Source organism: Candidatus Chryseopegocella kryptomonas, assembly GCF_001536065.1.
Lineage (GTDB): Bacteria > Bacteroidota > Ignavibacteria > Kryptoniales > Kryptoniaceae > Kryptonium > Kryptonium kryptomonas.
In genome coordinates this window covers 1-24,726 of record NZ_CZVW01000018.1, presented here as the reverse complement: position 1 = coordinate 24,726, position 24,726 = coordinate 1, and the positions used below count along the sequence as shown (strand labels likewise).

Annotated in this window: 26 protein-coding genes; 22 read left to right on the top strand and 4 right to left on the bottom strand. The window is 36.3% G+C overall.

Annotated features, from left to right (window positions below; translation table 11 throughout):
• The first annotated feature begins 21 nt into the window (after positions 1–21).
• The 7 genes from AWW83_RS07745 to AWW83_RS07715 all read left to right on the top strand — a co-directional run bounded on the left by AWW83_RS07745 (position 22) and on the right by AWW83_RS07715 (position 7,171).
• A complete protein-coding gene (locus AWW83_RS07745; RefSeq protein WP_092350579.1) occupies positions 22–1,113 on the top strand; it encodes a mannose-1-phosphate guanylyltransferase in 1,092 nt (363 codons plus the stop codon).
• The gene (locus tag AWW83_RS07740; RefSeq protein ID WP_092350577.1) at positions 1,110–1,532 is read left to right on the top strand and encodes a septal ring lytic transglycosylase RlpA family protein; all 423 of its coding nucleotides are present in this window, start codon (positions 1,110–1,112) and stop codon (positions 1,530–1,532) included. The genes AWW83_RS07745 and AWW83_RS07740 overlap by 4 nt, the downstream gene beginning before the upstream one ends.
• Complete coding sequence (locus tag AWW83_RS07735; protein WP_092350575.1) at positions 1,529–2,464, top strand: S66 peptidase family protein; 936 nt, start codon at positions 1,529–1,531, stop codon at positions 2,462–2,464. Before AWW83_RS07740 ends, AWW83_RS07735 begins: the two co-directional genes overlap by 4 nt.
• A 161-nt stretch (positions 2,465–2,625) precedes the next feature.
• The gene (locus AWW83_RS07730; RefSeq protein WP_234697280.1) at positions 2,626–4,284 is read left to right on the top strand and encodes a hypothetical protein; all 1,659 of its coding nucleotides are present in this window, start codon (positions 2,626–2,628) and stop codon (positions 4,282–4,284) included.
• The gene (locus tag AWW83_RS07725; protein ID WP_092350571.1) at positions 4,281–4,709 is read left to right on the top strand and encodes an ATP-binding protein; all 429 of its coding nucleotides are present in this window, start codon (positions 4,281–4,283) and stop codon (positions 4,707–4,709) included. Before AWW83_RS07730 ends, AWW83_RS07725 begins: the two co-directional genes overlap by 4 nt.
• Before the next feature lie 239 nt (positions 4,710–4,948).
• Positions 4,949–6,586 carry an Rqc2 family fibronectin-binding protein gene (locus AWW83_RS07720; RefSeq protein WP_092350569.1) on the top strand — a complete coding sequence of 546 codons (1,638 nt, stop codon included), beginning with the start codon at positions 4,949–4,951 and terminating at the stop codon, positions 6,584–6,586.
• Positions 6,587–6,616: 30 nt separating this feature from the next.
• Positions 6,617–7,171 (top strand): flavin reductase family protein, encoded by a 555-nt coding sequence (locus AWW83_RS07715; protein WP_092350567.1) that lies wholly within the window; start codon positions 6,617–6,619, stop codon positions 7,169–7,171.
• A gap of 3 nt (positions 7,172–7,174) precedes the next feature.
• On the opposite strand, the gene porQ is transcribed toward AWW83_RS07715, so the two are convergent.
• Positions 7,175–8,101, bottom strand: coding sequence for a type IX secretion system protein PorQ (gene porQ, locus AWW83_RS07710; protein WP_159421145.1), 927 nt, complete (start codon positions 8,099–8,101; stop codon positions 7,175–7,177).
• 163 nt (positions 8,102–8,264) lie between these two features.
• On the opposite strand from porQ, the gene AWW83_RS07705 reads away from it, so the two are divergent.
• The 10 genes from AWW83_RS07705 to atpG are packed head-to-tail and all read left to right on the top strand — an operon-like array spanning position 8,265 to position 14,886.
• Positions 8,265–9,089, top strand: coding sequence for a murein hydrolase activator EnvC family protein (locus tag AWW83_RS07705; RefSeq protein WP_092350563.1), 825 nt, complete (start codon positions 8,265–8,267; stop codon positions 9,087–9,089).
• Between the two features lie 17 nt (positions 9,090–9,106).
• Positions 9,107–9,487 carry a bactofilin family protein gene (locus AWW83_RS07700; RefSeq protein WP_092350561.1) on the top strand — a complete coding sequence of 127 codons (381 nt, stop codon included), beginning with the start codon at positions 9,107–9,109 and terminating at the stop codon, positions 9,485–9,487.
• A 1-nt stretch (position 9,488) separates the two neighbouring features.
• Positions 9,489–9,752: an AtpZ/AtpI family protein gene (locus AWW83_RS07695; RefSeq protein ID WP_092350559.1), complete on the top strand. Its 264-nt coding sequence runs from the start codon at positions 9,489–9,491 to the stop codon at positions 9,750–9,752.
• Complete coding sequence (locus AWW83_RS07690) at positions 9,749–10,138, top strand: hypothetical protein (protein ID WP_092350557.1); 390 nt, start codon at positions 9,749–9,751, stop codon at positions 10,136–10,138. Before AWW83_RS07695 ends, AWW83_RS07690 begins: the two co-directional genes overlap by 4 nt.
• 5 nt (positions 10,139–10,143) lie before the next feature.
• Positions 10,144–11,007: a F0F1 ATP synthase subunit A gene (gene atpB / locus AWW83_RS07685; RefSeq protein WP_234697279.1), complete on the top strand. Its 864-nt coding sequence runs from the start codon at positions 10,144–10,146 to the stop codon at positions 11,005–11,007.
• Positions 11,008–11,038: 31 nt separating this feature from the next.
• On the top strand, positions 11,039–11,260 hold the full coding sequence (gene atpE / locus AWW83_RS07680; protein ID WP_047134272.1) for an ATP synthase F0 subunit C: 222 nt from the start codon (positions 11,039–11,041) through the stop codon (positions 11,258–11,260).
• An 18-nt stretch (positions 11,261–11,278) separates the two neighbouring features.
• Positions 11,279–11,773, top strand: coding sequence for a F0F1 ATP synthase subunit B (locus AWW83_RS07675; RefSeq protein ID WP_092350555.1), 495 nt, complete (start codon positions 11,279–11,281; stop codon positions 11,771–11,773).
• Between the two features lie 8 nt (positions 11,774–11,781).
• Positions 11,782–12,330 (top strand): F0F1 ATP synthase subunit delta, encoded by a 549-nt coding sequence (locus AWW83_RS07670; protein WP_092350553.1) that lies wholly within the window; start codon positions 11,782–11,784, stop codon positions 12,328–12,330.
• A 23-nt stretch (positions 12,331–12,353) separates the two neighbouring features.
• Complete coding sequence (gene atpA / locus AWW83_RS07665) at positions 12,354–13,913, top strand: F0F1 ATP synthase subunit alpha (RefSeq protein WP_092350551.1); 1,560 nt, start codon at positions 12,354–12,356, stop codon at positions 13,911–13,913.
• Between the two features lie 58 nt (positions 13,914–13,971).
• Positions 13,972–14,886 (top strand): ATP synthase F1 subunit gamma, encoded by a 915-nt coding sequence (gene atpG / locus AWW83_RS07660; RefSeq protein WP_092350548.1) that lies wholly within the window; start codon positions 13,972–13,974, stop codon positions 14,884–14,886.
• A gap of 3 nt (positions 14,887–14,889) precedes the next feature.
• On the opposite strand, the gene AWW83_RS07655 is transcribed toward atpG, so the two are convergent.
• Genes AWW83_RS07655 through AWW83_RS07645 form a run of 3 tightly spaced genes read right to left on the bottom strand, consistent with a single transcriptional unit; the run spans position 14,890 to position 16,980 of the window.
• On the bottom strand, positions 14,890–15,288 hold the full coding sequence (locus tag AWW83_RS07655; RefSeq protein WP_092350546.1) for a hypothetical protein: 399 nt from the start codon (positions 15,286–15,288) through the stop codon (positions 14,890–14,892).
• A 3-nt stretch (positions 15,289–15,291) separates the two neighbouring features.
• On the bottom strand, positions 15,292–16,356 hold the full coding sequence (locus AWW83_RS07650; protein ID WP_092350544.1) for a TolB family protein: 1,065 nt from the start codon (positions 16,354–16,356) through the stop codon (positions 15,292–15,294).
• An 18-nt stretch (positions 16,357–16,374) separates the two neighbouring features.
• Positions 16,375–16,980, bottom strand: coding sequence for a LemA family protein (locus AWW83_RS07645; RefSeq protein ID WP_092350542.1), 606 nt, complete (start codon positions 16,978–16,980; stop codon positions 16,375–16,377).
• 211 nt (positions 16,981–17,191) lie between these two features.
• Between AWW83_RS07645 and AWW83_RS07640 the strand changes: the two genes are divergently transcribed.
• The 5 genes from AWW83_RS07640 to AWW83_RS07620 all read left to right on the top strand — a co-directional run.
• Positions 17,192–18,106 carry a fumarylacetoacetate hydrolase family protein gene (locus tag AWW83_RS07640; protein ID WP_234697278.1) on the top strand — a complete coding sequence of 305 codons (915 nt, stop codon included), beginning with the start codon at positions 17,192–17,194 and terminating at the stop codon, positions 18,104–18,106.
• Between the two features lie 21 nt (positions 18,107–18,127).
• Positions 18,128–19,417, top strand: coding sequence for an aminotransferase class V-fold PLP-dependent enzyme (locus AWW83_RS07635; RefSeq protein ID WP_092350540.1), 1,290 nt, complete (start codon positions 18,128–18,130; stop codon positions 19,415–19,417).
• Positions 19,418–20,863 carry a glycosyltransferase family 39 protein gene (locus tag AWW83_RS07630; protein WP_092350538.1) on the top strand — a complete coding sequence of 482 codons (1,446 nt, stop codon included), beginning with the start codon at positions 19,418–19,420 and terminating at the stop codon, positions 20,861–20,863. It begins immediately after the preceding gene.
• 115 nt (positions 20,864–20,978) lie between these two features.
• On the top strand, positions 20,979–23,699 hold the full coding sequence (locus tag AWW83_RS07625; RefSeq protein WP_092350536.1) for a TIGR03960 family B12-binding radical SAM protein: 2,721 nt from the start codon (positions 20,979–20,981) through the stop codon (positions 23,697–23,699).
• Positions 23,641–24,726, top strand: a 1,086-nt coding sequence (locus AWW83_RS07620; RefSeq protein WP_143713928.1) for an Rne/Rng family ribonuclease, incomplete at its 3' end; no start/stop codon positions are given. The genes AWW83_RS07625 and AWW83_RS07620, both read left to right, overlap by 59 nt.

Genomic DNA, 24,726 nt, shown 5'->3' with positions numbered 1-24,726 from the left:
AAACAAAAAGGCGAAAATTTTATGACAAAAGCATTTGCTGTAATAATGGCAGGCGGGGTGGGATCAAGGTTCTGGCCAAAAAGCAGAGCAAGAAAGCCCAAACAATTTCTTAACATTCTCTCTTCAAAATCACTCATTGAGCAAACGATTGAAAGAATTAATCCTTTGATCCCTGAAAAAGATATACTCATCGTCTCAAATAAGAATCAAACTGCTGAACTTGTCCAGGTTTTGCCGAAATTTCCAATTCAAAACATAATTCTTGAACCACAATCTAAAAACACAGCACCGTGCATAGGTCTTGCAAGTTTATTTATAAAAAGACAACAACCTGACGCAGTAATGGTTGTCCTGCCTTCGGATCATCTCATCAAGGACACTGAAAAATTTCTTGATACTTTAAAAATTGGGATTGAGTCCGCTTATGAGACAAAGGGATTGATAACAATTGGAATTCAGCCAACTTATCCATCAACTGGATACGGGTATATTCAATTTGTTGAAGATGAAGAAAGTGAACTTGGATCAAAAGGGGTTTATAAAGTTAAGACATTTGCAGAGAAGCCAAATCTTGAAACAGCAAAAAAATTTATTGAAAGTGGCGATTTTCTCTGGAATAGCGGAATGTTTATCTGGAGAGTTGATGTGATACTTGAAGAAATAAAAACTTATCTTCCCGATATTTATGAAGAGTTGATGAAAATAGACGAAGCGATTGGAAAAGATGATTTTAAAAATGTTCTTGAGCAATCTTACGGCAGGATGAAAGCAATTTCAATAGACTATGGGGTGATGGAGAAAACAAACCGGGCTTATGTTATTAAGGCAAGTTTTGGTTGGAGTGATGTTGGGAGCTGGGAAGAGGTTTACAATCTTGCGCCGAAAGATGAAAATGGAAATTATGTTTCTTCAAATCCGGATAGTGTGATTTTGTTTGATGTAAAAAATTGCCTTGTTGAGGGGAATAAAACTTTAATAGCAATGATTGGGGTTGAAGATTTGATAGTTGTAAGCACGGAAGATGCAATTTTAATTTGTAAGCGAGATAGGGCGCAGGATGTGAGAAATGTTGTAAATTATCTCAAGCGAAAAAATATGGAGAAGTATTTATGAGATCTCTCAAATTTGCATTTCTTGTCGTTGTATTTTTATTTGAGTCATGCGCAAGTGCGATTCGTTATTCAACACAGGATACATCTTTCAAAAACTCTGAAAAGGTTCAAATAGGAGTTGCTTCTTATTATGGCGAGGAATTTCACGGACGAGTTACGACAAGTGGAGAACCATACAATATGAACGACTTAACAGCAGCTCATCCGACACTTCCCATTGGCACGCTTGTTAAGGTGACAAATCTTGCTAACAATAAAAGCGTAATTGTTAGAATTAACGACAGAGGACCTTTCAAAAAAAATAGAATTATTGATGTCTCATACGAAGCAGCAAAGCAGCTTGGTTTTTTGAATGACGGAACAGCGCTCGTAAAAATTGAGGTCATCAAACTTCCGCAAGATAGTTTGGAGTCAAAATGAATCTCAAACCACAAGCGCTGAAAAAAGGTGATGTAATCGGCATAATTTCACCAGCAAGTTCCCCCGATGATTTTTCAAGGATTGAGAAAGGAATTTCGTATCTTGAAAGTTTAGGTTATAAAGTTAAATTAGGGAAACACATTTACAAAAGATTTGGTTATCTTTCCGCAACTGATGATGAAAGGGCGGAAGATTTGAACAAAATGTTTGCTGATCGTGAGATCCGTGCTATTTTTTGCGTTCGTGGTGGATATGGGACGCCACGAATTCTTGATAAAATTGATTACAACATCATAAAGCGAAATCCGAAGATATTCGTCGGTTATAGCGATATAACCGCACTTCAACTTGCAATTTTCAAGAAAACAGGATTGATAACTTTTTCAGGTCCAATGCTTGCGGTTGATATGTATTCTGATTTTGATCCTTATGCAGAGGAATTTTTCTGGAAAATTTTAACAGCGAAATCTAAAAAAATTGAGATAAAAAATCCCGACGGTGTTGAACTTATCGTTTTAAGACACGGCGTTGCAACTGGAACTTTGCTTGGTGGAAATTTATCTCTTTTAGCGTCAATTATTGGGACAAGGTTTCAACCAAATTTTAAAGATTCAATTCTTGTAATTGAAGACATTGGCGAAGAACCTTATCGCATTGACAGATATCTTTCACAGTTGAAGAATGCGGGAATACTTAACAGAATAAATGGTTGCATAATTGGACAATTTACCGATTGCGTCGCAAAAGAACCTGAAAAAAGTTTAACACTTGAGCAAATTTTTAACGATTATTTTGGGAGTTTGAAAATTCCAGTGGTTTCAAATTTAAGTTACGGTCACATACCCCGCAAAATTACGCTTCCAATTGGAGCAAATGTGAAAATTGACACCAAGAGAAAAAGCATAACGATAATTGAGAAAATTTTATCTTGAAATAACAATTTGTCTTCTCATCTCGTGTGATCTTTTCTCGCAAAATTTTTTTACAATTCAAAGCAAGCAGAGAACTTTCAAATTTTTATTGGAGCGGATTTTTGAGATACAATTATCTGAAAAGTTCATATGAGATTTTTCTCTTTGAGCAGTTTTCTGAAATGGCAATAAAAACAGACAAAAAATTTATCAGGGACGACAACGATTTTAGATTTCAATTTTACAGGAGTTTATCTCCGAAATTTAAAACTGCTTTTTTTCTCAATTCATTATCTTTTGCAGATGAAAAGTTAAGTGGTTTGAGCAAGGCATCGTCAAATGAGATTTTATTAGGTTTGAAGTTTCACCCAGTTTCAAAACTTGCCTTTTCAATTCTCGGTGGATATAAGTTTGATTATCAAATGGGGCAAAGAGATAACGGTTGGGTTTATAGAATTTCATCAGACACAACTGAACTTAACATATCCGATTACCATTTGAGGGCGAACTTAAATCACGGGGAAGATTTTATTACGCCAAGAAAAAATATCTCGTCTGCTTTGAACTTAACATTGTGGAGAAGATTTGCCCCAGAGGTTGAAAGCAAAATTGGTTTCACAGCAAAGAGAATAAAGCGTGATTTTTATTTCTATGCGGATACAAATTTACAAAAAATGTATGGAGTTAATTTTAACATAGAAGGCAGGGACGAGAAATCACTTTCGGTAATTTTCATCCTTGGTTATCCATTGATTGAAAATCTGATGATAGATTTAAATTTCGCTGTTGACACAAGAAACATAATGAAATTAATTCGTTATAAAACCTCGTCGCTTTATGATTCAAACATTGAGGAGTTTAATTTAAACACAGGGGTTGCTTTTGCTTATGAAAGCGAAAAAGTTAGATTTAAACTTGGGTTCAATTATGCGGAAAGAAATGAAATTCACACCCCTAAAAGAAATGAGTTTATAACGGAGAGTGTGTTTTTGAGGATTACGCAGAATGAGGAAAGGAAAAATAATCAAAGTTTAAGAAGAAGCATAAATGGAGAATTTTCGGTTGCAATGTCGGAGAGATTTTTTGTTGGTAGCATGTTTTACATTTCACTTTTCAGATACGACACACCAAGCATCTTAAACGACGATGACAGGGATGAATTGCTTCAAATTTTGAGAATTTTTTTCAGGTTTAAGTTATCGGATGAAATTTTTGTTGACTTGCCAGTTGATCTTAACAATCAACATCTTGTTTATATCTTTTCAACGAGAAGTGTTAACAACAACTGGAACAGGATAATAAAACTTTCTCCATCTATAGCATTTGAGAGAGGAAGGATAAGGAATTATGCAAATTTTTCTGTGCTTGCAAATTACACAGTCTATGATTTTGAAGCGCAGGTTTCAAGCGTTAAAAGTTATGTTTTCAGACAATTTTATCTCAATGATTCACTTTTCTTTCCAGTTTTTGACAGGATAAGTTTTGAAGGGAATCTACAACTCATTTTTTCCGAAAGTGGGAGATTGAAATGGAAGGAGTTCAAAGAAAGACCGACGCTTTTCATAAACACTTCTGAATATAATTTCAGGTTTGTTTATTCGGTGAGCGATGATGTTAAGTTTTCAACTGGATATCGTATGTTTGATGAGAGGAGATTTAAATTTGTCGGGCTTGATAAAGTTCCCGACTCACGGATCACTGCAAGGGGTTTGACTTGCGGTGTTGAAATTGGGAATGAAAAGTTTAAATTTAATTTGAACGGTTGGATTGAAAGATTGAAATTTGGCGAGAGGATAAGCGATGTTCCAAATTTGAATTTAAGTTTAATTTTCAATTTATGAGCAAAGCGATAAAAAAATTTTACTTTGAATTTGCATCGGCATTTTCATCTTTTAAAAAGTTTGAAAACGCATTCAAAATCTTGAAGAAGAAATTAAAAATTTCAGATGAAGATTATTACAGGATTTATCTTTCATCAAGTGAAGCGTTTGTAAATGCAATTGTGCATGGGAATAAACTTGACCCGAAGAAAAAAGTTAAAGTTGTGTTTGAGGTTTACAAGAAAAGTTATGTGGTTGAAGTATACGATGAGGGGGAAGGTTTTGATGTTAATTTAATTCCAGACCCAAGGGAGAGAGAAAACTTGTTGAAAGAGTCGGGGCGTGGAATTTTAATTATAAAATCAATTGCCGACGGCGTAAGTTTTAAGAAGACAACCTATGGGATGAAGGTCAGGATAAAAATAAAAAAGCGACCGAGCGCCTAATTTAGGTCACTCGGTCGCCAACGGAGGTGCTACGGCGGGCGTATGATCTAAAAGAACGAGCAAACTTTAGGTGCGTCGCAAAGGTGCTCATTTAGGTGCTTCTCGCTAAAATTTTTTAGCAAATATCGTGCCAGAAAATTTCTTCAATTTTTTAAAAATTTTCAATAATTTTTTAATCGCACTTTGCCAGAAAAGTCATAATTTTGCACACAAAGTATCAAATTTGAGACAAAAGGTTTATGATAACCAATTATCACACATTGAAATATCTGATTCAAACTCTTAAACCAAAACTCATCGGCTCGGTCGTCGTTGAGGCATTTACGCAAGAAAAAGACACGCTACACATAAATCTTGCAAAAGATGAAGATTTCACGCTTGAGGTCAATGCAACGGGACAGGGTTATATTTTTTTGAGACCTAAACTTGAAAGAGCAAGAAAAAACTCACTTGATATTTTTCCCGAAGTTTTTGGTTGCGAAATTATTGACGCTGGAATTCACAGGGCTGATAGAATTATTGAAATTTCTTTGAACTCTAACTTGAAGTTTCTTTTTCAATTTTTCACTGGCAAAGTAAATTTCTTTCTTGTCTCCAAGGACTATGAGATAATTTCAAGTTTTAAAAATCCGAAGGAGTTTGAGGGGAGAAGGTTTGAGTTTGAAAAGACGGAGTCAAATTATGATTTGATGGTGGGAGATTTTGAGGAATTTAGAAAGGCGTGGGAAAGTGTTGAGAACCAGAATCCTGTTCAGAAATTGATAAAAGTTGTTGATAGTGTTGATGTTTTGCTTGCAAGAGAAATACTTTACAGAAGTAGTGATGGAGATGTTGAAAAAATTTGGAAAGCGTTGGGAGAAATTGATTTTGAACTTAAAAATCCCAAACCAAGAATTTATTACGATGGAATTTTTCCGAGATATTTTTCAATAGTTGAGTTAAAGCATGTGGATTTGAAAAAAGTTGAAATTGAAAACATCAACGATGCCATTCGTCGGTTTGTGATTGAGACAAAGGTGAATAAAAATTTTTACAACGAGAAAAAGTCAATTGAGGATAAACTTAAAAATCTTTATGACAAAACAATACGAACGATTGAGAAAATAGATGAAGAGATTTTGGAAAATCGGAGGGCAGAGCAATATGAACTTTATGGCTCACTTTTGATGGCAAATTTGAATTCTTTGAAAAAAGGAATGAGCGAGATTGAACTTGTTAACATTTTTTCTGATGCTGGGGAAAAGATAAAGATAAAACTTGACCCTTCTCTTACACCAGTTGAAAATGCCGAGAAATACTTTGAGAAAGCAAAGAAGACGAGAGCATCTCTTAAAATTGCACAGGAGAGATTGGAACGATTGAAGATGAACAAGGAAAAATTGGAGATGTTAATTGAAAAAATCAAGATGTGTGAAAGGATAGATGATTTGAAAAAGTTCAAGGAGCAAAATTTGGAGGATTTAAAAATTTTTGGAATTGTCAAGGATAAAATATCGGAGAAAATTGGTGGAAAGTTCAGGCGATTTATCGTTGATGGTGGATTTGAGGTATGGGTTGGAAAAGATTCAAAGAGTAATGATTTGTTAACTTTGAAATATGCGGATAAGGAAGATTATTGGTTTCATGCTCGTGGCGTTTCAGGTGCACATGTTGTTTTAAAATGTGGGAAGAGGCAACCGAGCAAAAAAGCAATTGAACAGGCAGGGAGAATTGCAGCATATTTTAGTCAGGCGAGAACTTCTTCGCTTGTTCCAGTTGTTGTCACAAAGCGAAAATATGTGCGTAAGCCCAAAGGTGCGCCAGAGGGTTCGGTAGTAGTTGAAAGAGAAGAAGTTATCATGGTAGAGCCAAAATTACCATCGGAAGAAATTGAGTGAGCACATTTTAAAAATAAAAATCAAACGGATATGAAAAAAGAAATAGCACTTGACTTATCAAACAGGATTTTAAACATTGGCGGAGTTGTGCTTATAACTGCAAAATTCGGAGACAAAGATAACATAACTCCAGTTGCGTGGAATGTTCCAGTAAGTAAAGAACCACCACTTGTTGCGGTTGCCATTGCTCCAGAAAGATTTATTTATGGATTGATTGAGAAAAGCGGTGAATTTGGTGTTAACTTGCCAACTCGTGAAATTTTGAAACAATTGTATTACTGCGGGAAACATTCTGGAAGAGATGTTGACAAGTTTGAAAAAACAAAATTAACACGCATAAAAGCGAAATTTATTTCTGCACCTCTTATTGATGAATGCATTGCAAATCTTGAATGTAAAGTTGAGAAAATTTATCCTGCGGGTGATCATAATTTGATAATCGGAAGGGTTTTAAGGGTTTTGGTTGAGAGTCAATTGTTTGACGATTATCTGAAAGTTGACCTTGAAAAAGCAAAAACAGTCCATCATCTTGGTGGAAGTTTATTTACAGTGCCAAATGGAATTATTGATGTTAAGAAGTTATGAGCGTTAGATTTTTGCAGTTATGCTTATCTGATGAAGTGAGCCAATTTTTCCGAGTGAGACAAGTGAATAATCAAATCTATAATTCTTAATTTTCAAGCCGAGACCAAAAGAAAAACCAGTTAAATCAAGCGTTGGAGCGATTTTCATTTCCTGTCTTCTTTCGTGATTGTAGCCAAATCTGACATCAAAATTTTCGGATATGTTGAATTCTCCGCCGATGTTGAAATTTTTTATTCTATCAGTGATTTTGTTCGTTTGCTCGTTAATTTTGTTAAGACCGAAATTAATTCGCAAAGGTAGATGTTCAAGTTTTTTTGAAAGTGCAAATTTTACATCAAATGGTAGATTTTCTTTTTGCGAAATATAACTGTTAAGTTGTGTTCCAATGTTATTTAATGTAAGCGCAATTGCGAGATTTTGCTCTTGGATAACATACATTCCGCCGATGTCAAATGCGATTGCGATTGAGCGTGCGCCTGCTATTGATGAATAGATAAGTTTTGTGTTAATTCCGTATTTTAAATTTCCATATTCTTTTGCGAGTCCACCTATGATTGCGATTTCCCCAGCGGAGAAGTTTCCGAATTCATTGCCGTAGCGATCCGTTTGGTTAAAATTTCCGTAGTTGATGTAAATTACGCCAACGCCTGCATTCGCAAAGTTTCCAATTTTTTGAGTATATACGCCATAACCAAGATTTATGTCAAGAAGATGCTTAAAAAATCCAACGCTTGCGTAATTTCCTTTCAAAGTTGAAAGTCCAGCGGGGTTGTAAAAAAGAAGCACTGGATCGTCAATCATTGCGATAAAATTTCCACCAAGAGACGAAGCCCTTGGGCTTATGTCAAGCCGTAAAAATTCATAAGTTGAATTTCCACCTGCAAAAGAAATTGTTGAAACAAATATCGTCAAAATCACAAAAACTCGCATTTTTAAATTGCTTTTGTTTGGTTTCAAAGTGAAAATAGTAAATAAATTTTTCAAAGGCAAAAAGAAGTGTAGTTTCGGGCTGGATAGTTCAATTTGTTTTTTTGGCTTGATTTCTTTATATTTTACACTTGAAAATTGAACTTTGATCAAATTTTTTTGTGTGATGCAAATTCCCTTTTTTAGCAAGCGCAGGAGGAAAAAGTTATATACTATTTTATTTTTTTCTGATAGCGATGAGAAGCCAAAAGGCATTAAACTGAGCAGAGAAGCGTTGATACTTTACCTATTCCTTTTGATTGCTTTTATATCAGCTGTTGTTCTTGTGCTTGTAATTCATACGCCTGTAAAATATATCGTTTATCCCGGAACATTTGCAGAGAGCAGAGAGAGAACAAAAAAGATGCAGGAACTTTACCAGCGGCTTGAAAATTTCGCTTATGAGCTTGAAAAGGTGAAGTTATATAACAATCTTCTTCGTCAGGCACTGGGTGAAAAAGTAAGTGATAGCATTGCGGTGAATTTAAGTCGCCTTGAAAATATGTCGCAAAGAACGCGGACTTTTACAGATGGTGAAGTTGATATTTTGCAAGTTGTAGATATTGAAAATTCTAAGCCGAGATTTATTTTCCCTGTCTATAATGGATTTGTTACGCGTGAATATATAACTGACATTGGACATTTTGGGATTGATATTGCTGCAAAAGAAGGTGATGTGATAAGAGCTGTTGCCGATGGTTATGTGATTTTTTCGGATTGGACATATAACGATGGATATGTGATTATTTTGATTCACGCTGATGGATTTATGAGCGTTTATAAACATGCGCAGATGAATCTTAAAACAAGAAATACATTTGTCAAGCAAGGTGAAGCAATTGCACTTGTTGGTAAAACTGGAAGGACAGGGAATGAGCCACATTTGCATTATGAGCTCTGGAGGAATGGGAAACCTTTAAATCCAAAGTTTTATATCTCAATTCCAAATTAACAAAAGATGAATAATCAATGGCTTTGATCGGAGGAAACAAGGAAAGCAAAGGTTCAAATGTTGAGATTAACATCATCGCCAATGGGACGGTAATTGAAGGCAAAATTGTAAGTCAAGGGAGTATGCGAATTGATGGGCGTGTTATAGGGAATGTCCATGTGAATGGAAATTTGACTATTGGGACAACGGGCGAGGTCAATGGTGATATTGAAGCGAAGAATGTAATCATAGGCGGGAAAGTTAACGGGACGATAGTTGTTGCAGAAAAACTTGTTTTTGAGAGCAAAGCAGTCATAAAAGGCGATGTGAGAGCATCAAAGCTTGTTGTTGATGAGGGAGCGATATTTGATGGTAAATGTGTGATGACGGGCGCTTCAACAGTTAATAAGACCTCTTAAAATGTCAGATGAAGAGAAAAGAGAGAAAGTTTTTAACAGTGTAGGCAAGGCGATAAGAGAAATCGCGCCGTATAGCGGTCTTGGGTTGCAGCTTGCTGTTACGGTTGTGATATTTTGGTTCATTGGGAAAATTATTGATGAGCATTACGGGACATCGCCTTTATGGATGATTGTTGGAGCGATGCTTGGAATTGTCGTTGGGATGTATAATTTCATTAAATCGGTGCTTGAATTAGGAAAGAAAAAGGAAAAACCAAAAGAATGAAAATCAACACGGGAAGATTTGTAAAATATGTTTTGATGGCGGTTGTGGTTGTTTGGCTTTTGGCTTTGTATCCGCTTTTTAAGTTTGCAAGTTCGGAGTTTGTTAAATCATTTGCAGTTGGCTCTTTGATAAGTTTGATAAATTCAGTCGCTGGTTTTATCCTTGTAAAGCGTGGCTTTGAGAGATCAAATAAAGAGTTTTTGAAGCTCACCATTGGAAGTATGGGAGTTAGGTTGTTTGTGATTGCTGGTTTGATTTTGTTTTTGCTTGAAGTTTTGAATTTTGAAATTTATGGGCTTTTGATTTCTTTGCTTTTGTTTTATTTCATCTTTCTTGCTGTTGAAATTTTGTATCTAAATAAATTGACAACAAAAAGGGAGTTTTAACGGAGGTGTGGATTGGTAATTTAGCTTTTGCTGCTGATACTTTAAAGCACGCAGAAAATTCTCACGCTGGCGGAGAAAGTTCGAGCTGGATGTTGCATCATATATCTGATTCAAGAACGATTGATCTTGAACCATTTGGTCATATTACCCTTCCTCAATTTCCACCGATACGCATTGGAGGTCTTGAGATAGACCTTTCAATTACGAAGCATGTCTTCTTTATGTGGCTTGTTTCATTGATTCTGATAATTGTTCTTTCAATTGTTGCAAGAAGTTATAAAAAGCAGATAGTTCCGCATGGTTTAGCAAATCTGATTGAAGTTTTCGTTGTATTTATTCGTGATGAGATAGTTTTATCTGTGATAGGCAAAGATGGGTTAAAATATCTTCATTATTTTCTCACACTTTTCTTTTTCATTCTTTTGTGCAATTTGTTCGGTTTGATTCCATACGGAGCAACTGCGACAGGAAATCTTGCGGTTACGGGTGGACTTGCGTTTCTTTCGTTTATTTTAATTCAACTTGCTGGGATAAGAAAGCATGGTTTAATTGGATATTACAAAGGTCTTGTCCCGCATGGAGTTCCTGCATTTGTTGCACCGCTTATGTTCATAGTTGAGTTTCTTGGTCTTTTTGCGAAGGCATTTGCTTTGACGGTTCGTTTGTTTGCGAATATGACCGCTGGGCATATTGTGATTTTGTCTTTGATAGGTTTGATATTTATTTTCAAAAGTGTTCTTGTAGCGCCGGTTTCAATAGCATTTGCAGTTTTTATCAATTTACTTGAAATTCTCGTTGCATTTATTCAAGCTTATATCTTTACAATGTTGACTGCTTTATTTGTGGGTCTTTCAATACATCAACATTAAAAACAAAAATAAAAAACAAAAGGAGGGAAATATGCCAGAATTAGCACACATTGCAGGTGGATTCGGAGCAGCTTTATCAGTTATTGGAGCAGCTTACGGGATAAGCAAACTTGCAGCAGCGACAATGGAAGCAAGCGGTCGTCAACCTGAGGTCGCTGGTGAGGTTAGAACATCAATGATTATTTCAGCTGCTTTGATTGAAGGTGTTACGCTCTTTGCAGAGGTTATTTGCATCATCCTTGCTTTAAAATAAAAAATTTTAATTTGGAAGATGCTTGAGATAAATCCGGGAGTAGCAATATGGACGATTATAACTTTTTTGATACTTGTTGCGATATTGAAGAAAGTTGCGTGGAAGCCGATAATTGATGCTCTGACGCAACGTGAAGATAGCATAAGAAAGGCGCTTGAAGATGCTCAAAAGGCAAAAGAAGAAGCACAGCGTTTGATGGAAGAGAATAAACGAAATCTTGCTCGCGCAGAAGAAGAAGTTCAAAGGATAATTCGTGAGGGAAGAGAAACGGCTGAAAGAATTCGTGCTGAGATACTTGAAAAAGCCAGAAAAGAAGCCGATATGATGATTGAAAGAGCAAGGGAGGAAATTGAAAGACACAGAGAACAAGCAATGTTGCAGTTAAGGGCTCAGGTTGCTGATCTTGCGATTGAGGTTGCGTCAAAGTTAATTGGCGAAGTTCTAAACGAGCAAAAACATCGCAAACTTGTTGAAAAATATCTTCAGGAAATTTCTTCCGAAAAAAGAGCTTGATTTGAAAGATGGCAAATATAAGAGTAGCGAAAAGATACGCAAAAGCGTTAATTGAGATAGCGGAGGAATTGAAAAAGCTTGATAGGATCACAAGCGATGTTCAATTGATTGATTCGGTGATAAGAAGTTCGCGTGATTTGCAACTTTTTTTGAAAAGTCCAATTATAAAAGAGGACAAGAAGCGTGAAATTTTGAAAGAAATTTTTTCAGATAGCCGGGTTGATCCGGTGACTTTAAAATTTATACTTCTTCTCGTTGAGAAAAAAAGAGAAGATTTGCTTCACGATATTGTTAAGGTGTATCAGCAACTTTACGATGAGAAGATGGGAATTGTAACTGCTGAGGTTACGACGGCGGTTGAGGTAAATAATTCAGATAGAAAAAAAATTGAGAAAAAAATCATTGAGTTAACAGGAGCTAAATCTGTTAAGGCAACTTATAAAGTTGATCCATCAATCATCGGTGGGATTGTTATAAGGATTGGAGACACTGTTTACGATGCGAGCTTGAAGAGAAAAATTCAATTATTGCGTGAACAATTAATTTACGGAAGTTAAAAAGAAAATAAGGGAAAAGATTTATGGCGACGGTTGAAATAAGACCTGATGAAATTTCAGCGATATTAAGAAAACAATTAACAGGATTTGAGAAAGAAGTTGATGTTTATGATGTTGGGACTGTGTTACAGGTTGGAGATGGTATAGCCCGAGTTTATGGTCTTTCAAAAGTTATGATGAGCGAATTGCTTGAATTTCCAAATGGAGTTATGGGAGTTGCAATGAACCTTGAAGAGGATAATGTTGGATGTATTTTATTTGGCGAGGATACGCTTGTTAAAGAGGGTGATATTGTCCGCAGAACTGGAAGAGTTCTCTCTGTCCCGGTTGGTGAGAAACTTTTGGGAAGAGTTATAAATCCGCTTGGACAACCGCTTGATGACAAAGGACCGATTGAATTTGAAAAATATATGCCGATTGAAAGGAAAGCGCTTGGTGTAATTTACAGGCAACCTGTTAAGGAGCCGTTGCAGACAGGTATAAAGGCAATTGATGCGATGATCCCAATTGGAAGAGGGCAAAGAGAGTTAATAATTGGGGACAGACAAACTGGTAAAACTGCGATTGCAATTGATACGATTATAAATCAAAGATTCACACATACGGAGAGAGCAAAACAACTTGGCATAAAGCCGGTTTATTGCATTTATGTTGCAATTGGGCAAAAGATGTCAACCGTTGCGCAGGTTGTGGCTAAACTTGAAGAAGAAGGTGCGATGGATTACACAATTGTTGTTGTTGCGTCTGCGAGCGATCCAGCGCCTTTGCAGTATATCGCCCCTTACGCTGGATGTACAATGGGTGAGTATTTCAGGGATTCAGGAAGACATGCTCTCATCGTGTATGATGATTTAAGCAAGCATGCTTGGGCTTACAGGCAGGTATCGTTGCTTTTGAGACGTCCGCCGGGAAGAGAGGCATATCCGGGAGATATTTTCTATTTGCATTCACGACTTCTTGAAAGAGCTTCAAAGTTAAGTGATGAACTTGGTGGAGGAAGTTTGACGGCGTTGCCAATCATTGAAACTCAAGCGGGAGATGTCGCAGCTTATATTCCGACAAATGTAATTTCAATTACAGATGGACAGATTTATCTTGAACCGGGACTTTTCAATGCTGGTGTAAGACCCGCGATAAATGTCGGTATCTCTGTTTCAAGAGTCGGTGGAAATGCGCAGATTAAGGCGATGAAAAAAGTTGCTGGAAGATTGCGCCTTGAACTTGCTCAATACAGGGAGCTTGAAGCGTTTGCTAAGTTTGCTTCTGATCTTGATAAAGCAACGCAGGCACAGTTGAGAAGAGGACAGCGACTTGTTGAACTTTTGAAGCAAGATCAATATCAACCTATGCCTGTTGAGGAGCAGGTTGTGTTAATTTTCGCAGGCACGCAAGGTTATCTTGATGAACTTCCTGTTGAATCAATACGAAGATTTGAGAGTGAATTTCTTGCTTTTATGAGAGCCAGACATAAAGATATACTTGATAAAATTGCCGAAACAAAAGATCTTGATGATGACACGATTCAGAATTTACATTCAATTTTGAAAGATTTTGTCTCTTCTTTTAAAGCTTCATTGCAGTGAAAATTTTTGCGGGGTTTTTATGCCCCGCTTTTTAAAAATAAAAATTTGAACGAGTTTAATGCCTGCTTTACGCGACATCAGGAGAAGAATAAACGCCGTAAGGAACATCCAGAAGATCACAAAAGCGATGAAAATGGTCGCAGCAGCTCGTTTGAGAAGAGCGCAGGAACGAATAGTTTCTGCAAGACCGTATGCTAAAAAACTAGAAGAACTAATTCAAAAATTTGTCTCAACGCTTGATGCGTATGAAAATCCGTTTATAAAAGTTAGAGATGTTAAGAACATAGCCATCGTTGTCGTTACTGCTGATAGAGGTTTGTGTGGTTCGTTCAATACAAACATTATAAGAAAAACCGTTGCTTTGATAGAAGAAAGACGAAGGGAACTTCCACAGGATGGAAAAATTAAGTTGATTTGCGTTGGTAAGAAAGGATTTGATTATTTCAGCAGGCACAGAAAAAATTTTGAAATAGTCGCAAGTTATACGAGCGTTTTCAAAAAGACCATTGAATATGAATCCGTCAAAGAAATTATGCGAAGGATTGTTGATGGTTTTTTAAATGGTGAATTTGATAAAGTTGAGATAATTTACAACGAGTTTAAATCAATCGTCCAGCAAAGAATTGTAATTGAACAATTTCTTCCAATTGTTCCAAAAATTGAAATTGTCAAACCATCAAAAGGTTTGAAAGTTCCACTTGTTGAATACATTTACGAGCCAGGTCCGAGAGAAATTTTAAATAATTTGCTTCCGAAATATCTTGAGACACACATTTTGCGTGTGCTTCTTGAATCAAACGCTGCTGAACAAGCAGCTCGTATGACGGCGATGGACAATGCAACGGAGAATGCAAATGAGCTTCTTCGCGATTTGCAATTGCTGTTTAATAAGACAAGACAGGCGATGATAACGAAGGAAATGCTTGAAATTGCAAGTGGAGCTGAAGCATTGAGAAAAGCTGGAATGGCTTAAAATTTACCACGCCATTGTGGATAAGTCAATTTCAATTTTTTTCATCTCATTGACATAAACGATCTCTTCTTTATCTTCGGTGATTTGAATTTCCCAATCACCGCGTTGATTTTTGATCGCGGAGGCAAAGAGCTTTCGTTTAAAATTTTCTGTGAAAATTTCCCAAAACACCCATCCAAAATATGCTTCATCGTTTTTCAGATAAAAAGCCGGGACACGATATCCCGGCTCAACTTCAACATCTTTGATTTTCTTAGCTTTGAAATTTAATTCTTCAAGTTTGCGGATGAAAACTTTTGTTAAGTCATTTCCATCGTAGGTAAGTTCAATTTTCAAGACATTAAATTTTCCAGAGATAATTTCCTCAAAAATTTCTTCAATTTTTGAAATTTCGGCGGACATAGTTCAATCAACCCAATCGGCGATAAATATATTTGTTTCGCCTCGTTTTTTGCTGTTTCTATTTGAAGCCCACACAAGTTTTTTTCCATCGTGCGTAAACATAGGAAATCCATCAAAATCAGGTGTATAAGTTATCCTTTCAATCTCTCCCGTTTCAATGTTTACGATATAAAGGTCAAAGTCCCTTCCTTTGGGATCGTGCATATTTGATGAGAAGATTATTCTTTTTCCATCTGGATGGAAAAACGGGGCGAAGTTTGCAGCGTTGTTGTTTGTGATTTGTCTTTTGTTTTTTCCATCCGCATCCATCACGAAAATTTGGAGTTTCATTGGTTTGATGTAGCCCTCTTTTAGAAGTTGTTCGTATTCTGCAATTTCAGATGAATCTTTCGGATGATATGCGCGGTAGCAAATTTTTTTGCCATCCCACGAAAAGAAAGCACCACCATCATAACCTTTTTCAAAAGTTAACCGCTTAACATTTTTCCCATCAAGATCCATCGTGTAAATCTCAAGGTCTCCATCTCTCATTGATGTAAAAACTATTTTATCTCCTTTTGGAGAAACGGTTGCTTCCGCATCATATCCGGGTGTGTTTGTGAGTTGGCGTAAATTGCTCCCGTCAGCTTTTGCTTTGAAAATGTCGTAATTATCAAGAGCCCAGACATAACCTTTTGAATAATCAGGTTTCGGCGGACATTTTTCGCTGATATGATGAGTTGATGAATAAATTATCTCTGTATCACCTGGCAAAAAGTAAGCACAAGTGGTTTTGCCTTTTCCGGTGCTTACGAGTCTAAGGTTGCTTCCGTCAATGTTCATTATGAAAATTTGATCACATTCAAAACTATCGCGCGTAGATTGAAAAATTAATTTTGTTTCGTCAAAAGAAAAATACGCTTCTGCATTTTCACCACCGAATGTAAGCTGGCGAATGTTTTTGAGATGTTTTTCAAGTGGATGTTTTAAAGATTCTTGTTTTTCTTGAAAAGCGAATGAATAGAAGAGGATTGAAACTACGCTTATAAGTGTAAATTGAATCAAATTTCGGCTTATTTTCACTCTCATTTCAGTTTAATTTTTATTTTAAAATTGAACTTTTGGTGCTTCCTGTGCTTGTTCAACGGCTCTGAAATAAGGTCTTTCTTTAAAGCCAAACATTCCAGCAATTATGTTTGCTGGGAATCGCCTTATGTAAGTGTTATATCTTTGGACAACCTCGTTGTATCTTCTTCTTTCAACCGCAATTCTATTTTCGGTTCCTTCAAGTTGGGCTTGGAGCTGGAGGAAGTTTTCATTTGCTTTGAGTTGTGGATAATTTTCTGCTACTGCGAGAAGTCGTGAGAGTGCAGAACTTAACGCATCCTGTGCCTGTTGAAATCTTGCAAACGCTTGTGGATCTTTCAAAACTTCAGGAGTGATGGTTATTTGTCCAACTTTTGCTCTTGCTTCTGTGACCTGTGTAAATACCTCGCGTTCGTGCTTTGCATATCCTTTGACTGTTTCAACAAGATTTGGGATCAAATCATATCTTCTTTGATATTGATTTTCAACTTGAGACCAAGCTTGATTGACCATCTCGTCAAGTGAGACGAGTTGATTGTAAGTTGAAGTGACCCATCCGACAATTATTAAGGCAATGACAAGTAAGAGACCGATAACACCGAGGATTGCAATTAAAGTTTTTGACATAGCCGTAGATTTATTTGTTTTAACTTGTTAAAAATGTAGTGATTTTTGATTTGAATTTCAAGAATAGGTTTTGAAGAGGTTGGATATATAATCTGCAGGTTTAAGTTTTTTATCTCTGAAATCGTCCAAATTTTCATCCAGGGCTTTTCGCTTGACAAAGTTTTTTTATTTTGTTAAAATTAAAGGAATTAAAAACAAATTTTTGGTGATTATGAAAGTTTTATCATTGCGCACGGAGAGAGAAAATTTCATCGGGATAATTTACGACGAAAACGGAAGAATTTTGAACTTAACAGATGCTTTACCACTTTATCAAAAGTTGAAAAATAAAATTGACGATTTCCCAAAGATAAAAACAGTCACGGAATTATTTCGGGAGCAGTTGTTCAACATTGATTTGTTCAAGCGTGTAATTGATTTTGTTGAAAAACATAATCTAATGGAATATCTTTTTGTCAAGGAATCTTTCAGATACAATGCACCTGTTGAGTTTCCGCCGAAACTTATATGTCTTGGGAGAAACTATGAGCTTCACGCAAAGGAATTCGGCTCACCCACGCCAACAGAAGAACCAATAATTTTTGCAAAAAGCAGCACTTCTGTAATTGGACATCTTGAAACAGTTTACATTCCAACGGATGTTGGGAGAATTGATCACGAAGTTGAGCTTGCGGTCGTCATTGGTAAAAGAGGGAAAAGAATAAAAAGAGAAAATGCGTGGGGTTACATCGCAGGTTATACGATTATGATAGACATAACCGCAAGGGACATGCAAAGAAAAGATATTCAAGCACAACATCCGTGGTTCAGGTCAAAAAGTTTTGATTATTTCGCTCCGATGGGACCGTGGATTGTGACTGCTGATGAATTTACACCGCCAATTGAACTTGATCTTAAACTTTGGGTAAATGATGAGCTTAGACAAAATTCAAACACGAAGAATATGACATTTGATATTCCTTCAATCATTGAATCAATAAGCAAGTATATGACGCTTTATCCTGGGGATGTAATTTCAACGGGAACACCAGAGGGAGTTGGACCTATAAAACCCGGCGATAAAATCACTGCATGGATTCAAAACATCGGTGAGCTTGTGAATTATGTTGAAGCGGAGACCGATTAAAAATTAACATAAACTCACCAAATGCGAAGAAAAGAATTTTTAAAATCAATGGCTTTATTATCAATCTCAACTTTTTTACCGAACATCAAAGCAAAAAATTTTGAATCAAATTTGGAAAACTTCAAAGAGAAAATTTCAAAGCTGAATCCATTGGATGGAAAATTTTGGAAATTGATTCGTGAGCAATTTCCAATTCCCAAGGATTACACATATCTTAACACCGGCGGGCTTGGTTCATCTCCTTATGTCGTAAGTCAAAAGGTTAAAGAAGAAATGGATAATCTTGACCGTTATCCGACGCCAAATCATGATCTTGAGAAGTGGTGGAAGATAAAAGAGAAATGTGCTGGTCTTTTCGGCTGTGATAAAGAGGAGATCGCTTTTGTCGGTTGCGCTACCGAGGGAATTAACATTGTGGTGAATGGACTTCCCTTGAAGAAGGGTGATGAAGTTATCTTGACAACGCACGAACATGTTGCGGGAAATTTGCCATTGTTGAACAGGGCAAAAAGGGATGGGATAGTTTTGAAAACATTTGAGCCGGATAAAGTTAATTGGGAAACAAATCTTGAAAGAATTGAGAAATTAATCACTAAGAAAACGAGGTTAATTTTTGTAAGTCATATAACCTGCACCGCAGGGCAACGGCTTCCGGAGAAAGAAATCTGTAAACTTGCAAAGGATAAAGGTTTATGGGTTTTTCTTGATGGGGCACAAGTCCCCGGAATGATGCCGATAAATGTTCACGAATATAATTGCGATTTCTACACGACAAGCGGACATAAATGGCTTCTTGGTCCGAAAAGGACGGGAATCCTTTATGTTAAAAAAGAAAATCTTGACATTGTTCAGCCATTAACAGTTGGTGGTTATTCAGACGCAGGTTATAGCGTTGAAAAAAATGAGTTAAAATTTCAACCCTCCGCACAAAGGTTTGAATACGGGACGCAAAACCCTGCTCTATTTTTCGGGCTTGAAACAGCAATTGACTTTATAAATCTAATCGGCATTGAAAATATCTGGGAACACGACAGACAACTTGCAGAAGCATTTTATCAGGAACTGCTCAAAATCCCAAATGTTGAAGTTTTATCTCCAGAGCAGGAAGATTTCAGAACTGCGATGATTACATTCAAAATGAAAAATATGCCTTATGATAAAGTCGTTGCTTATCTTATGGAGAAAAGAATAAGGGTAAGACCAGTAACGGATGGAAATTTAATGGCTGTTAGAGTTTCGTTCCATGTTTACAACAATGAAATGGATGTTGCGAAAATTTTGAATGAGATCAAAAATCTGGCTAAATCATGAATGAAGTATAATTTGCGAATTTTTGTTTTGATTGTTGGGTTGAGCGTTTTTTTAAGAATTTTTCTTCTTGATTATGAGAGTTTATGGCTTGATGAAGGTTCATCTGTTAAGTTTGCGAAGATGAAAGTTCAGGAAATTTTTAAATCAACTCAAACGGATGCACATCCACCGCTTTATTATTTGCTCCTTCACATTTGGATAAAAATTTTTGGGGATTCTGAATTTTCGTTGAGATTTCCTTCTGCTTTGTTCGGAATTTTTTGCGTGATCGTGGTTTATAAATTTTGTCTTGATTTTTTGAATGAAAAAATTGCTCTCATTTCTTCGCTTATTATGGGGGTTTCAACATTTCAAGTTTTCTATTCGCAAGAGGCGAGAATGTATAGTTTGCTCTGTCTTCTTTCAATTCTTTCGTTTTATTACTTTGTTAAAGTTTTGCGTCGTGATGATTTTAAAAATTTTGTGTTTTATTTGATTGTGAATGTTTTGCTCATTTACACTCATCTTTACAGTTTTTTCACATTTTTTGCGCAATTTATTTTCATTCTGATTTTTGAAAGAGGAAAATTCAAAAAATTTGCCCTTGCATTTCTTGTGCTGTTTATTTTTTATCTGCCGAGATCATTTATACTTTTAAAGCAGGCAAATGAAATTTTAGTTTCTGGTGAATTTTGGTTGCCGAAACCAAACTTTATTGACATTGTTAAGACATTTGCTCAATTTTCAGGTGGGACTTATCCTATGCCAAGAGATGAAACTGGAAAAATTTTGATCGTAAGATTTGCACTTGAATATGCAAGTTCGGGATTGTTGCTTTTAGTTTTACTTTCACTTTTGATTTATTCAATTTTTGCTTTTAAAAATTTAACAAACGAAGCGAGGAAAATTTACATTCTCTTATGGTTTTGGTTCGTTATGCCGATATTTGTTCCGTTTGTCCTGTCTCAATTTTTAACTCCGTTTTATTTCACAAGATATGCAATTTCATCTTCGGTGGCGTTTTACATAATTTCTTCAATTGGTTTTGCGAATATAGAGGATAAGTTCAAAAGGAGTTTGCTTGTTTTAATTTTGTTCTTGTCGGCGATAAATCTTTTCTGGTATTATGTTAAGACGAATAAAGAGGAGTGGCGTGAGGCGGTCAAGTTTGTTGAAAACAACGCAAGTGTGAATGACCTTGTTATTGCAAGTAAATATGTTTTCTTTTATTACGCAAAAAGAAACGATGTTGAGAAATTTGAATTTCCAGATGTTTCAGAATCAGAAAGGATAAAACTTATTGAAAAACTTCGTCAATCAATTTCGGGGCGTAATAGAGTTTGGTTTGTCTCGGCTCATGCGCCAGATATAGAGAAAATTGTTGTCTCGGTTTTGAGTGATTCAATGCGATTTGAATTTAAGAAAAAGTTTATGGGGGTTGATGTTTTTGTTTTTGAGAAGTTTTAATTTTCAGGGGGGTGTAAGATCGGTTTGAGATGGGAAGTTTTTTGCAATACTTCATTTTTTTTCGTAATTTTTGATTGATTTTAAAGGGAATTTAAAACAAAGTGATTGAAAAATAATGGTTAATGGCGATAGATTGATTGAAAAATTAAAGATGGAAATTGAAGAGAAAATTTTGCCTTTTGTTGAAAAACCGGGAAGATACATTGGGAACGAGTTTAATGTTGTTGTCAAGCCAAATGCGAAAATTAGGATTGCGCTTTGTTTTCCGGATGTTTATGAGATTGGCATGTCTTACATTGGATTTAAAATTTTGTATAACATTGTGAATAAGTTGGAGTGGGCAAGTGCGGAAAGAGTTTATGCGCCGTGGGTTGATGCGGAGGAGATAATGAGAAAAGAAAAAATTCCACTTTTTTCACTTGAGACGAAACGACCTTTGAAATTTTTTGATGTTGTTGGTTTTACATTTCAATATGAATTGCATTATACGAATGTTTTGAATATGCTTGATCTTGGAGGAATCCCGATTTTTTCATCTGAAAGGAACGATGATGATCCGATAGTTATTGCTGGTGGACCTGTTTCGTGCAATCCCGAGCCGATGTCTGCTTTCATTGATGCTTTTTTGCTTGGTGATGGTGAGACATTGCTTCCAAAATTTCTTGAACTTGTTTATGAGATGAAAAAGAATGGAGCAAGTAGAGATGAAATTTTATTAACAGCGGGAAGAACTTTACAAGGGGTTTATGTGCCAAGGTTTTATGAACCAGTTTACGAGAATGGAATTTACAAGGGGATTAAAAAACTTGATGATTCACTTCCTTTGCCAATTAAACGTAATGTCGTCCCTGAATTAAAGCCCGAATACTATCCTGATAAGCCGATTGTTCCGTTGATTGAGGTTGTTCACGATAGATTTCAACTTGAAATTATGCGTGGTTGCACGCAAGGTTGTCGTTTCTGCAACGCAGGGATGATATATAGACCTGTGCGTGAGAGATCCGTTGATGACTTGATAAATGAAACAAGACAAGTAATTGAAAACACTGGTTATGATGAGATGTCTTTTGTTTCACTTTCAACCTCTGATTATTCTCTTTTGCCCGAACTTATGGACAGAAATTATAAACTTGTCAAAGAAAAACATGTTATACCAAGTTTTCCGTCTTTGAGACCTCAAACATATACGGAAGGAATTGCAAAATTTATTCGTGAGGGTGGAACAAGTGGATTAACTTTTGCCCCGGAAGCGGGAACAGAGCGATTGAGAAGAGTTATAAACAAGCAGAGTTCGGAGGAGGATTTTTATCGTGCAGTTGAAATAGCAATTGATTACGGATGGCGACTTGTCAAACTTTATTTTATGATGGGGCTTCCGACTGAAACTTATGAAGACCTTGATGGAATTTTAAGAATTGCTGAGAATGTTGTGAAAATTGCTCGCAGAAAAAAGGTTTACAATATGGAAGTCCATGTTTCTGTTTCTCCATTTTCTCCGAAAGCACATACTCCATTTCAATGGGAAAGGCAAAATTCAATTGAAGAACTGCTTGAAAAAGCAAGATATTTGAGAGAAAGAAATAAATGTAGAAGTATAAAACTTGACATAAGGGATCCGCGTGTTACGACGCTTGAGACAATTCTCGGGCGTGGAGATAGAAGGATTTCAAATGTGATTTATTCAGCGTGGAAAAAAGGAGCAAAGTTTGACGCGTGGACGGATAAGATGAATTTTGATCTTTGGATGGAGGCAATGCAGGAAAATGGATTAAAGGTTGAGGATTATACGCGTGAATTCGGGAAAGATGAGGTTTTTCCGTGGGATCACATATTTATGGGAGTTCTCAAAAAGTTTTTGTGGAGAGATAGACAGAAGGCGTATAAGGAGGCAATGATACCTGATTGCAGACCCGAGGATATATGCCACGCCTGCGGTGCTTGCGATTTTAAGACAATTAAAATGTTGATAAGAAGTCAAATTGATAAAACAAATTCACAAAGTGATACAACAAGCGAAGTTGTAAAAATTGGTGAGGACGCCATATTTGTTGACAGATCCAATTTTAAAGAGAATAACAGACAGGTTAAAACTTATTCATACAGGATGAAATACACGAAAGAAGGATATTTGCGATTTATTTCACATCTTGACATCGTGAGGTTGTTTAATAGGATTTTTAGAAAGTCAGGTTTGAACGTTGCATATACACAGGGATTTCATCCGCTTCCGAAGTTTTCATTTTCTCCACCGCTTCAAATCGGATTTACAAGCATAAGTGAATATCTTGACTTTGAACTTGTTGAAAATCTTGAACCAGAAGAAATTAAAAACCGCCTTATCCAAAACCTACCAGACGGAATGAGGATAATTGAAATTGTTAGGATTGAAAAGCAAAGTAAGTCGCTTGACAGTCAAATCAATCTTTTTGAGTATAAAGTTTATTTTAATTCAAATGATCTCGCGGAAAAAATTACTTCGTTTATTTCTGAAAGCGAGATTTTAATTCAAAAAGCGGGTTCAAATGGGAAGATTAAATTAATAAATCTTCGCAAATATGTGAAAGACATTTTTGTTGAAAACGATGGTTTTAGGTTTAGATTGATGCGTGATGAAAATGGGAGTGTGCCGAGAGTTGATCTTGTGATTGAGAAAATTCTTGATTTGGATAAAAAAGAAGTTAAAAAAATTAAAGTTGAGCGAACGGGTCAATTTATTTTTAGAAATGGAATTGCAATTGACCCGATTGATGAGGTTGAAAATAAAATAGGGGTTTTTTATGAGGAAGGAAATTTATATCAGCACGAAGGGCAAAGAAACGCGTATAGCAGTTCTTGAAGATGGACAACTTGCGGAGTTGTTCTTTGAAAACCCGGAACAAGAAAGAATGGTCGGGGATATTTATCTTGGCAAAGTTGCTCGTGTTCTCCCCGGCATTAAAGCTGCTTTTATAAACATCGGACATAAACAAGATGCATTTTTGCATTTTGCTGACATTGACAAAGCATCAATTGAAGAATATGCAGATTTACTTGGTGATGACACAAGCATTGATGAGGTTTCTGAGACGACGGTTGAAGAAGAACAAGAGTTAAAGGGTTTACAGCCGATAAGCACATCTTCAACTCAAACTGCTGAAGCATATGCTCCGCGGAAGTCACATCTTTTGAAGAAAGGGCAACCGATACTTGTTCAGGTGATAAAAGAACCGCTTGGGAGAAAAGGTGCGCGCGTTACAACGAGGATAACTTTACCTGGAAGATTTCTCGTCTTGATGCCTTTTATGGAAAATAAAATCGGTATATCAAGAAAAATTCAAAATCCGAAAGAGAGAAGAAGGTTAAGAAACATCATCAGGGCGCTTCTTCCCAATGGTTATGGTGTAATTGTTAGAACAGCAGCGGAGGGTAAAGATACGAGAACTTTGCGTGGGGAACTTGAGCAGTTGCTTGCAACATGGGAAAAAATTGAGAAAGCAATTCCAAACGAAAAACCGCCCGCGCTTCTTTACAAAGACATTGGGGTCACATCAAGCGTTATGCGTGACCTTTTAACGAAAGATGTTGAGAAAGTCGTCGTTGATTCAAAAGGGCTTTATCGTGAAATTGTTGCTTACTCAAGATGGGCTGCTCCTGATATCGTTGATAAAATTGAACTTGATGAGACGGAAGATATTTTTGAAAAATATGGGATAAATAAAGAAATTGAAAATTCTCTTTCGCGAAAAATTTATCTTCGTGGCGGTGCTTACATTTTGATTGAGCAACCAGAAGCGATGACAGTAATTGATGTTAATACGGGAAGATACGCACCAAGGCAAAATCAAGAACAGGGTTCTTTAAGGATTAATCTTGATGCTGCGAAA

What these genes read in the sequence shown, in the direction of transcription:
- AWW83_RS07715 (WP_092350567.1), top strand. Translation starts at nt 6,617, where the DNA reads ATGAAAAAAGAAATAGCACTTGACTTATCAAACAGGATTTTAAACATT.
- AWW83_RS07630 (WP_092350538.1), top strand. Translation starts at nt 19,418, where the DNA reads ATGAAGTATAATTTGCGAATTTTTGTTTTGATTGTTGGGTTGAGCGTT.
- AWW83_RS07695 (WP_092350559.1), top strand. Translation starts at nt 9,489, where the DNA reads ATGTCAGATGAAGAGAAAAGAGAGAAAGTTTTTAACAGTGTAGGCAAG.
- AWW83_RS07745 (WP_092350579.1), top strand. Translation starts at nt 22, where the DNA reads ATGACAAAAGCATTTGCTGTAATAATGGCAGGCGGGGTGGGATCAAGG.
- AWW83_RS07705 (WP_092350563.1), top strand. Translation starts at nt 8,265, where the DNA reads ATGCAAATTCCCTTTTTTAGCAAGCGCAGGAGGAAAAAGTTATATACT.
- AWW83_RS07700 (WP_092350561.1), top strand. Translation starts at nt 9,107, where the DNA reads ATGGCTTTGATCGGAGGAAACAAGGAAAGCAAAGGTTCAAATGTTGAG.
- atpA (WP_092350551.1), top strand. Translation starts at nt 12,354, where the DNA reads ATGGCGACGGTTGAAATAAGACCTGATGAAATTTCAGCGATATTAAGA.
- AWW83_RS07650 (WP_092350544.1), bottom strand. Translation starts at nt 16,356, where the DNA reads ATGAGAGTGAAAATAAGCCGAAATTTGATTCAATTTACACTTATAAGC.
- AWW83_RS07625 (WP_092350536.1), top strand. Translation starts at nt 20,979, where the DNA reads ATGGTTAATGGCGATAGATTGATTGAAAAATTAAAGATGGAAATTGAA.
- AWW83_RS07675 (WP_092350555.1), top strand. Translation starts at nt 11,279, where the DNA reads ATGCTTGAGATAAATCCGGGAGTAGCAATATGGACGATTATAACTTTT.
- AWW83_RS07645 (WP_092350542.1), bottom strand. Translation starts at nt 16,980, where the DNA reads ATGTCAAAAACTTTAATTGCAATCCTCGGTGTTATCGGTCTCTTACTT.
- AWW83_RS07690 (WP_092350557.1), top strand. Translation starts at nt 9,749, where the DNA reads ATGAAAATCAACACGGGAAGATTTGTAAAATATGTTTTGATGGCGGTT.
- AWW83_RS07740 (WP_092350577.1), top strand. Translation starts at nt 1,110, where the DNA reads ATGAGATCTCTCAAATTTGCATTTCTTGTCGTTGTATTTTTATTTGAG.
- AWW83_RS07640 (WP_234697278.1), top strand. Translation starts at nt 17,192, where the DNA reads ATGAAAGTTTTATCATTGCGCACGGAGAGAGAAAATTTCATCGGGATA.
- atpG (WP_092350548.1), top strand. Translation starts at nt 13,972, where the DNA reads ATGCCTGCTTTACGCGACATCAGGAGAAGAATAAACGCCGTAAGGAAC.
- AWW83_RS07670 (WP_092350553.1), top strand. Translation starts at nt 11,782, where the DNA reads ATGGCAAATATAAGAGTAGCGAAAAGATACGCAAAAGCGTTAATTGAG.
- porQ (WP_159421145.1), bottom strand. Translation starts at nt 8,101, where the DNA reads ATGCGAGTTTTTGTGATTTTGACGATATTTGTTTCAACAATTTCTTTT.
- AWW83_RS07655 (WP_092350546.1), bottom strand. Translation starts at nt 15,288, where the DNA reads ATGTCCGCCGAAATTTCAAAAATTGAAGAAATTTTTGAGGAAATTATC.
- AWW83_RS07635 (WP_092350540.1), top strand. Translation starts at nt 18,128, where the DNA reads ATGCGAAGAAAAGAATTTTTAAAATCAATGGCTTTATTATCAATCTCA.
- AWW83_RS07720 (WP_092350569.1), top strand. Translation starts at nt 4,949, where the DNA reads ATGATAACCAATTATCACACATTGAAATATCTGATTCAAACTCTTAAA.
- AWW83_RS07725 (WP_092350571.1), top strand. Translation starts at nt 4,281, where the DNA reads ATGAGCAAAGCGATAAAAAAATTTTACTTTGAATTTGCATCGGCATTT.
- AWW83_RS07730 (WP_234697280.1), top strand. Translation starts at nt 2,626, where the DNA reads ATGGCAATAAAAACAGACAAAAAATTTATCAGGGACGACAACGATTTT.
- AWW83_RS07735 (WP_092350575.1), top strand. Translation starts at nt 1,529, where the DNA reads ATGAATCTCAAACCACAAGCGCTGAAAAAAGGTGATGTAATCGGCATA.
- atpE (WP_047134272.1), top strand. Translation starts at nt 11,039, where the DNA reads ATGCCAGAATTAGCACACATTGCAGGTGGATTCGGAGCAGCTTTATCA.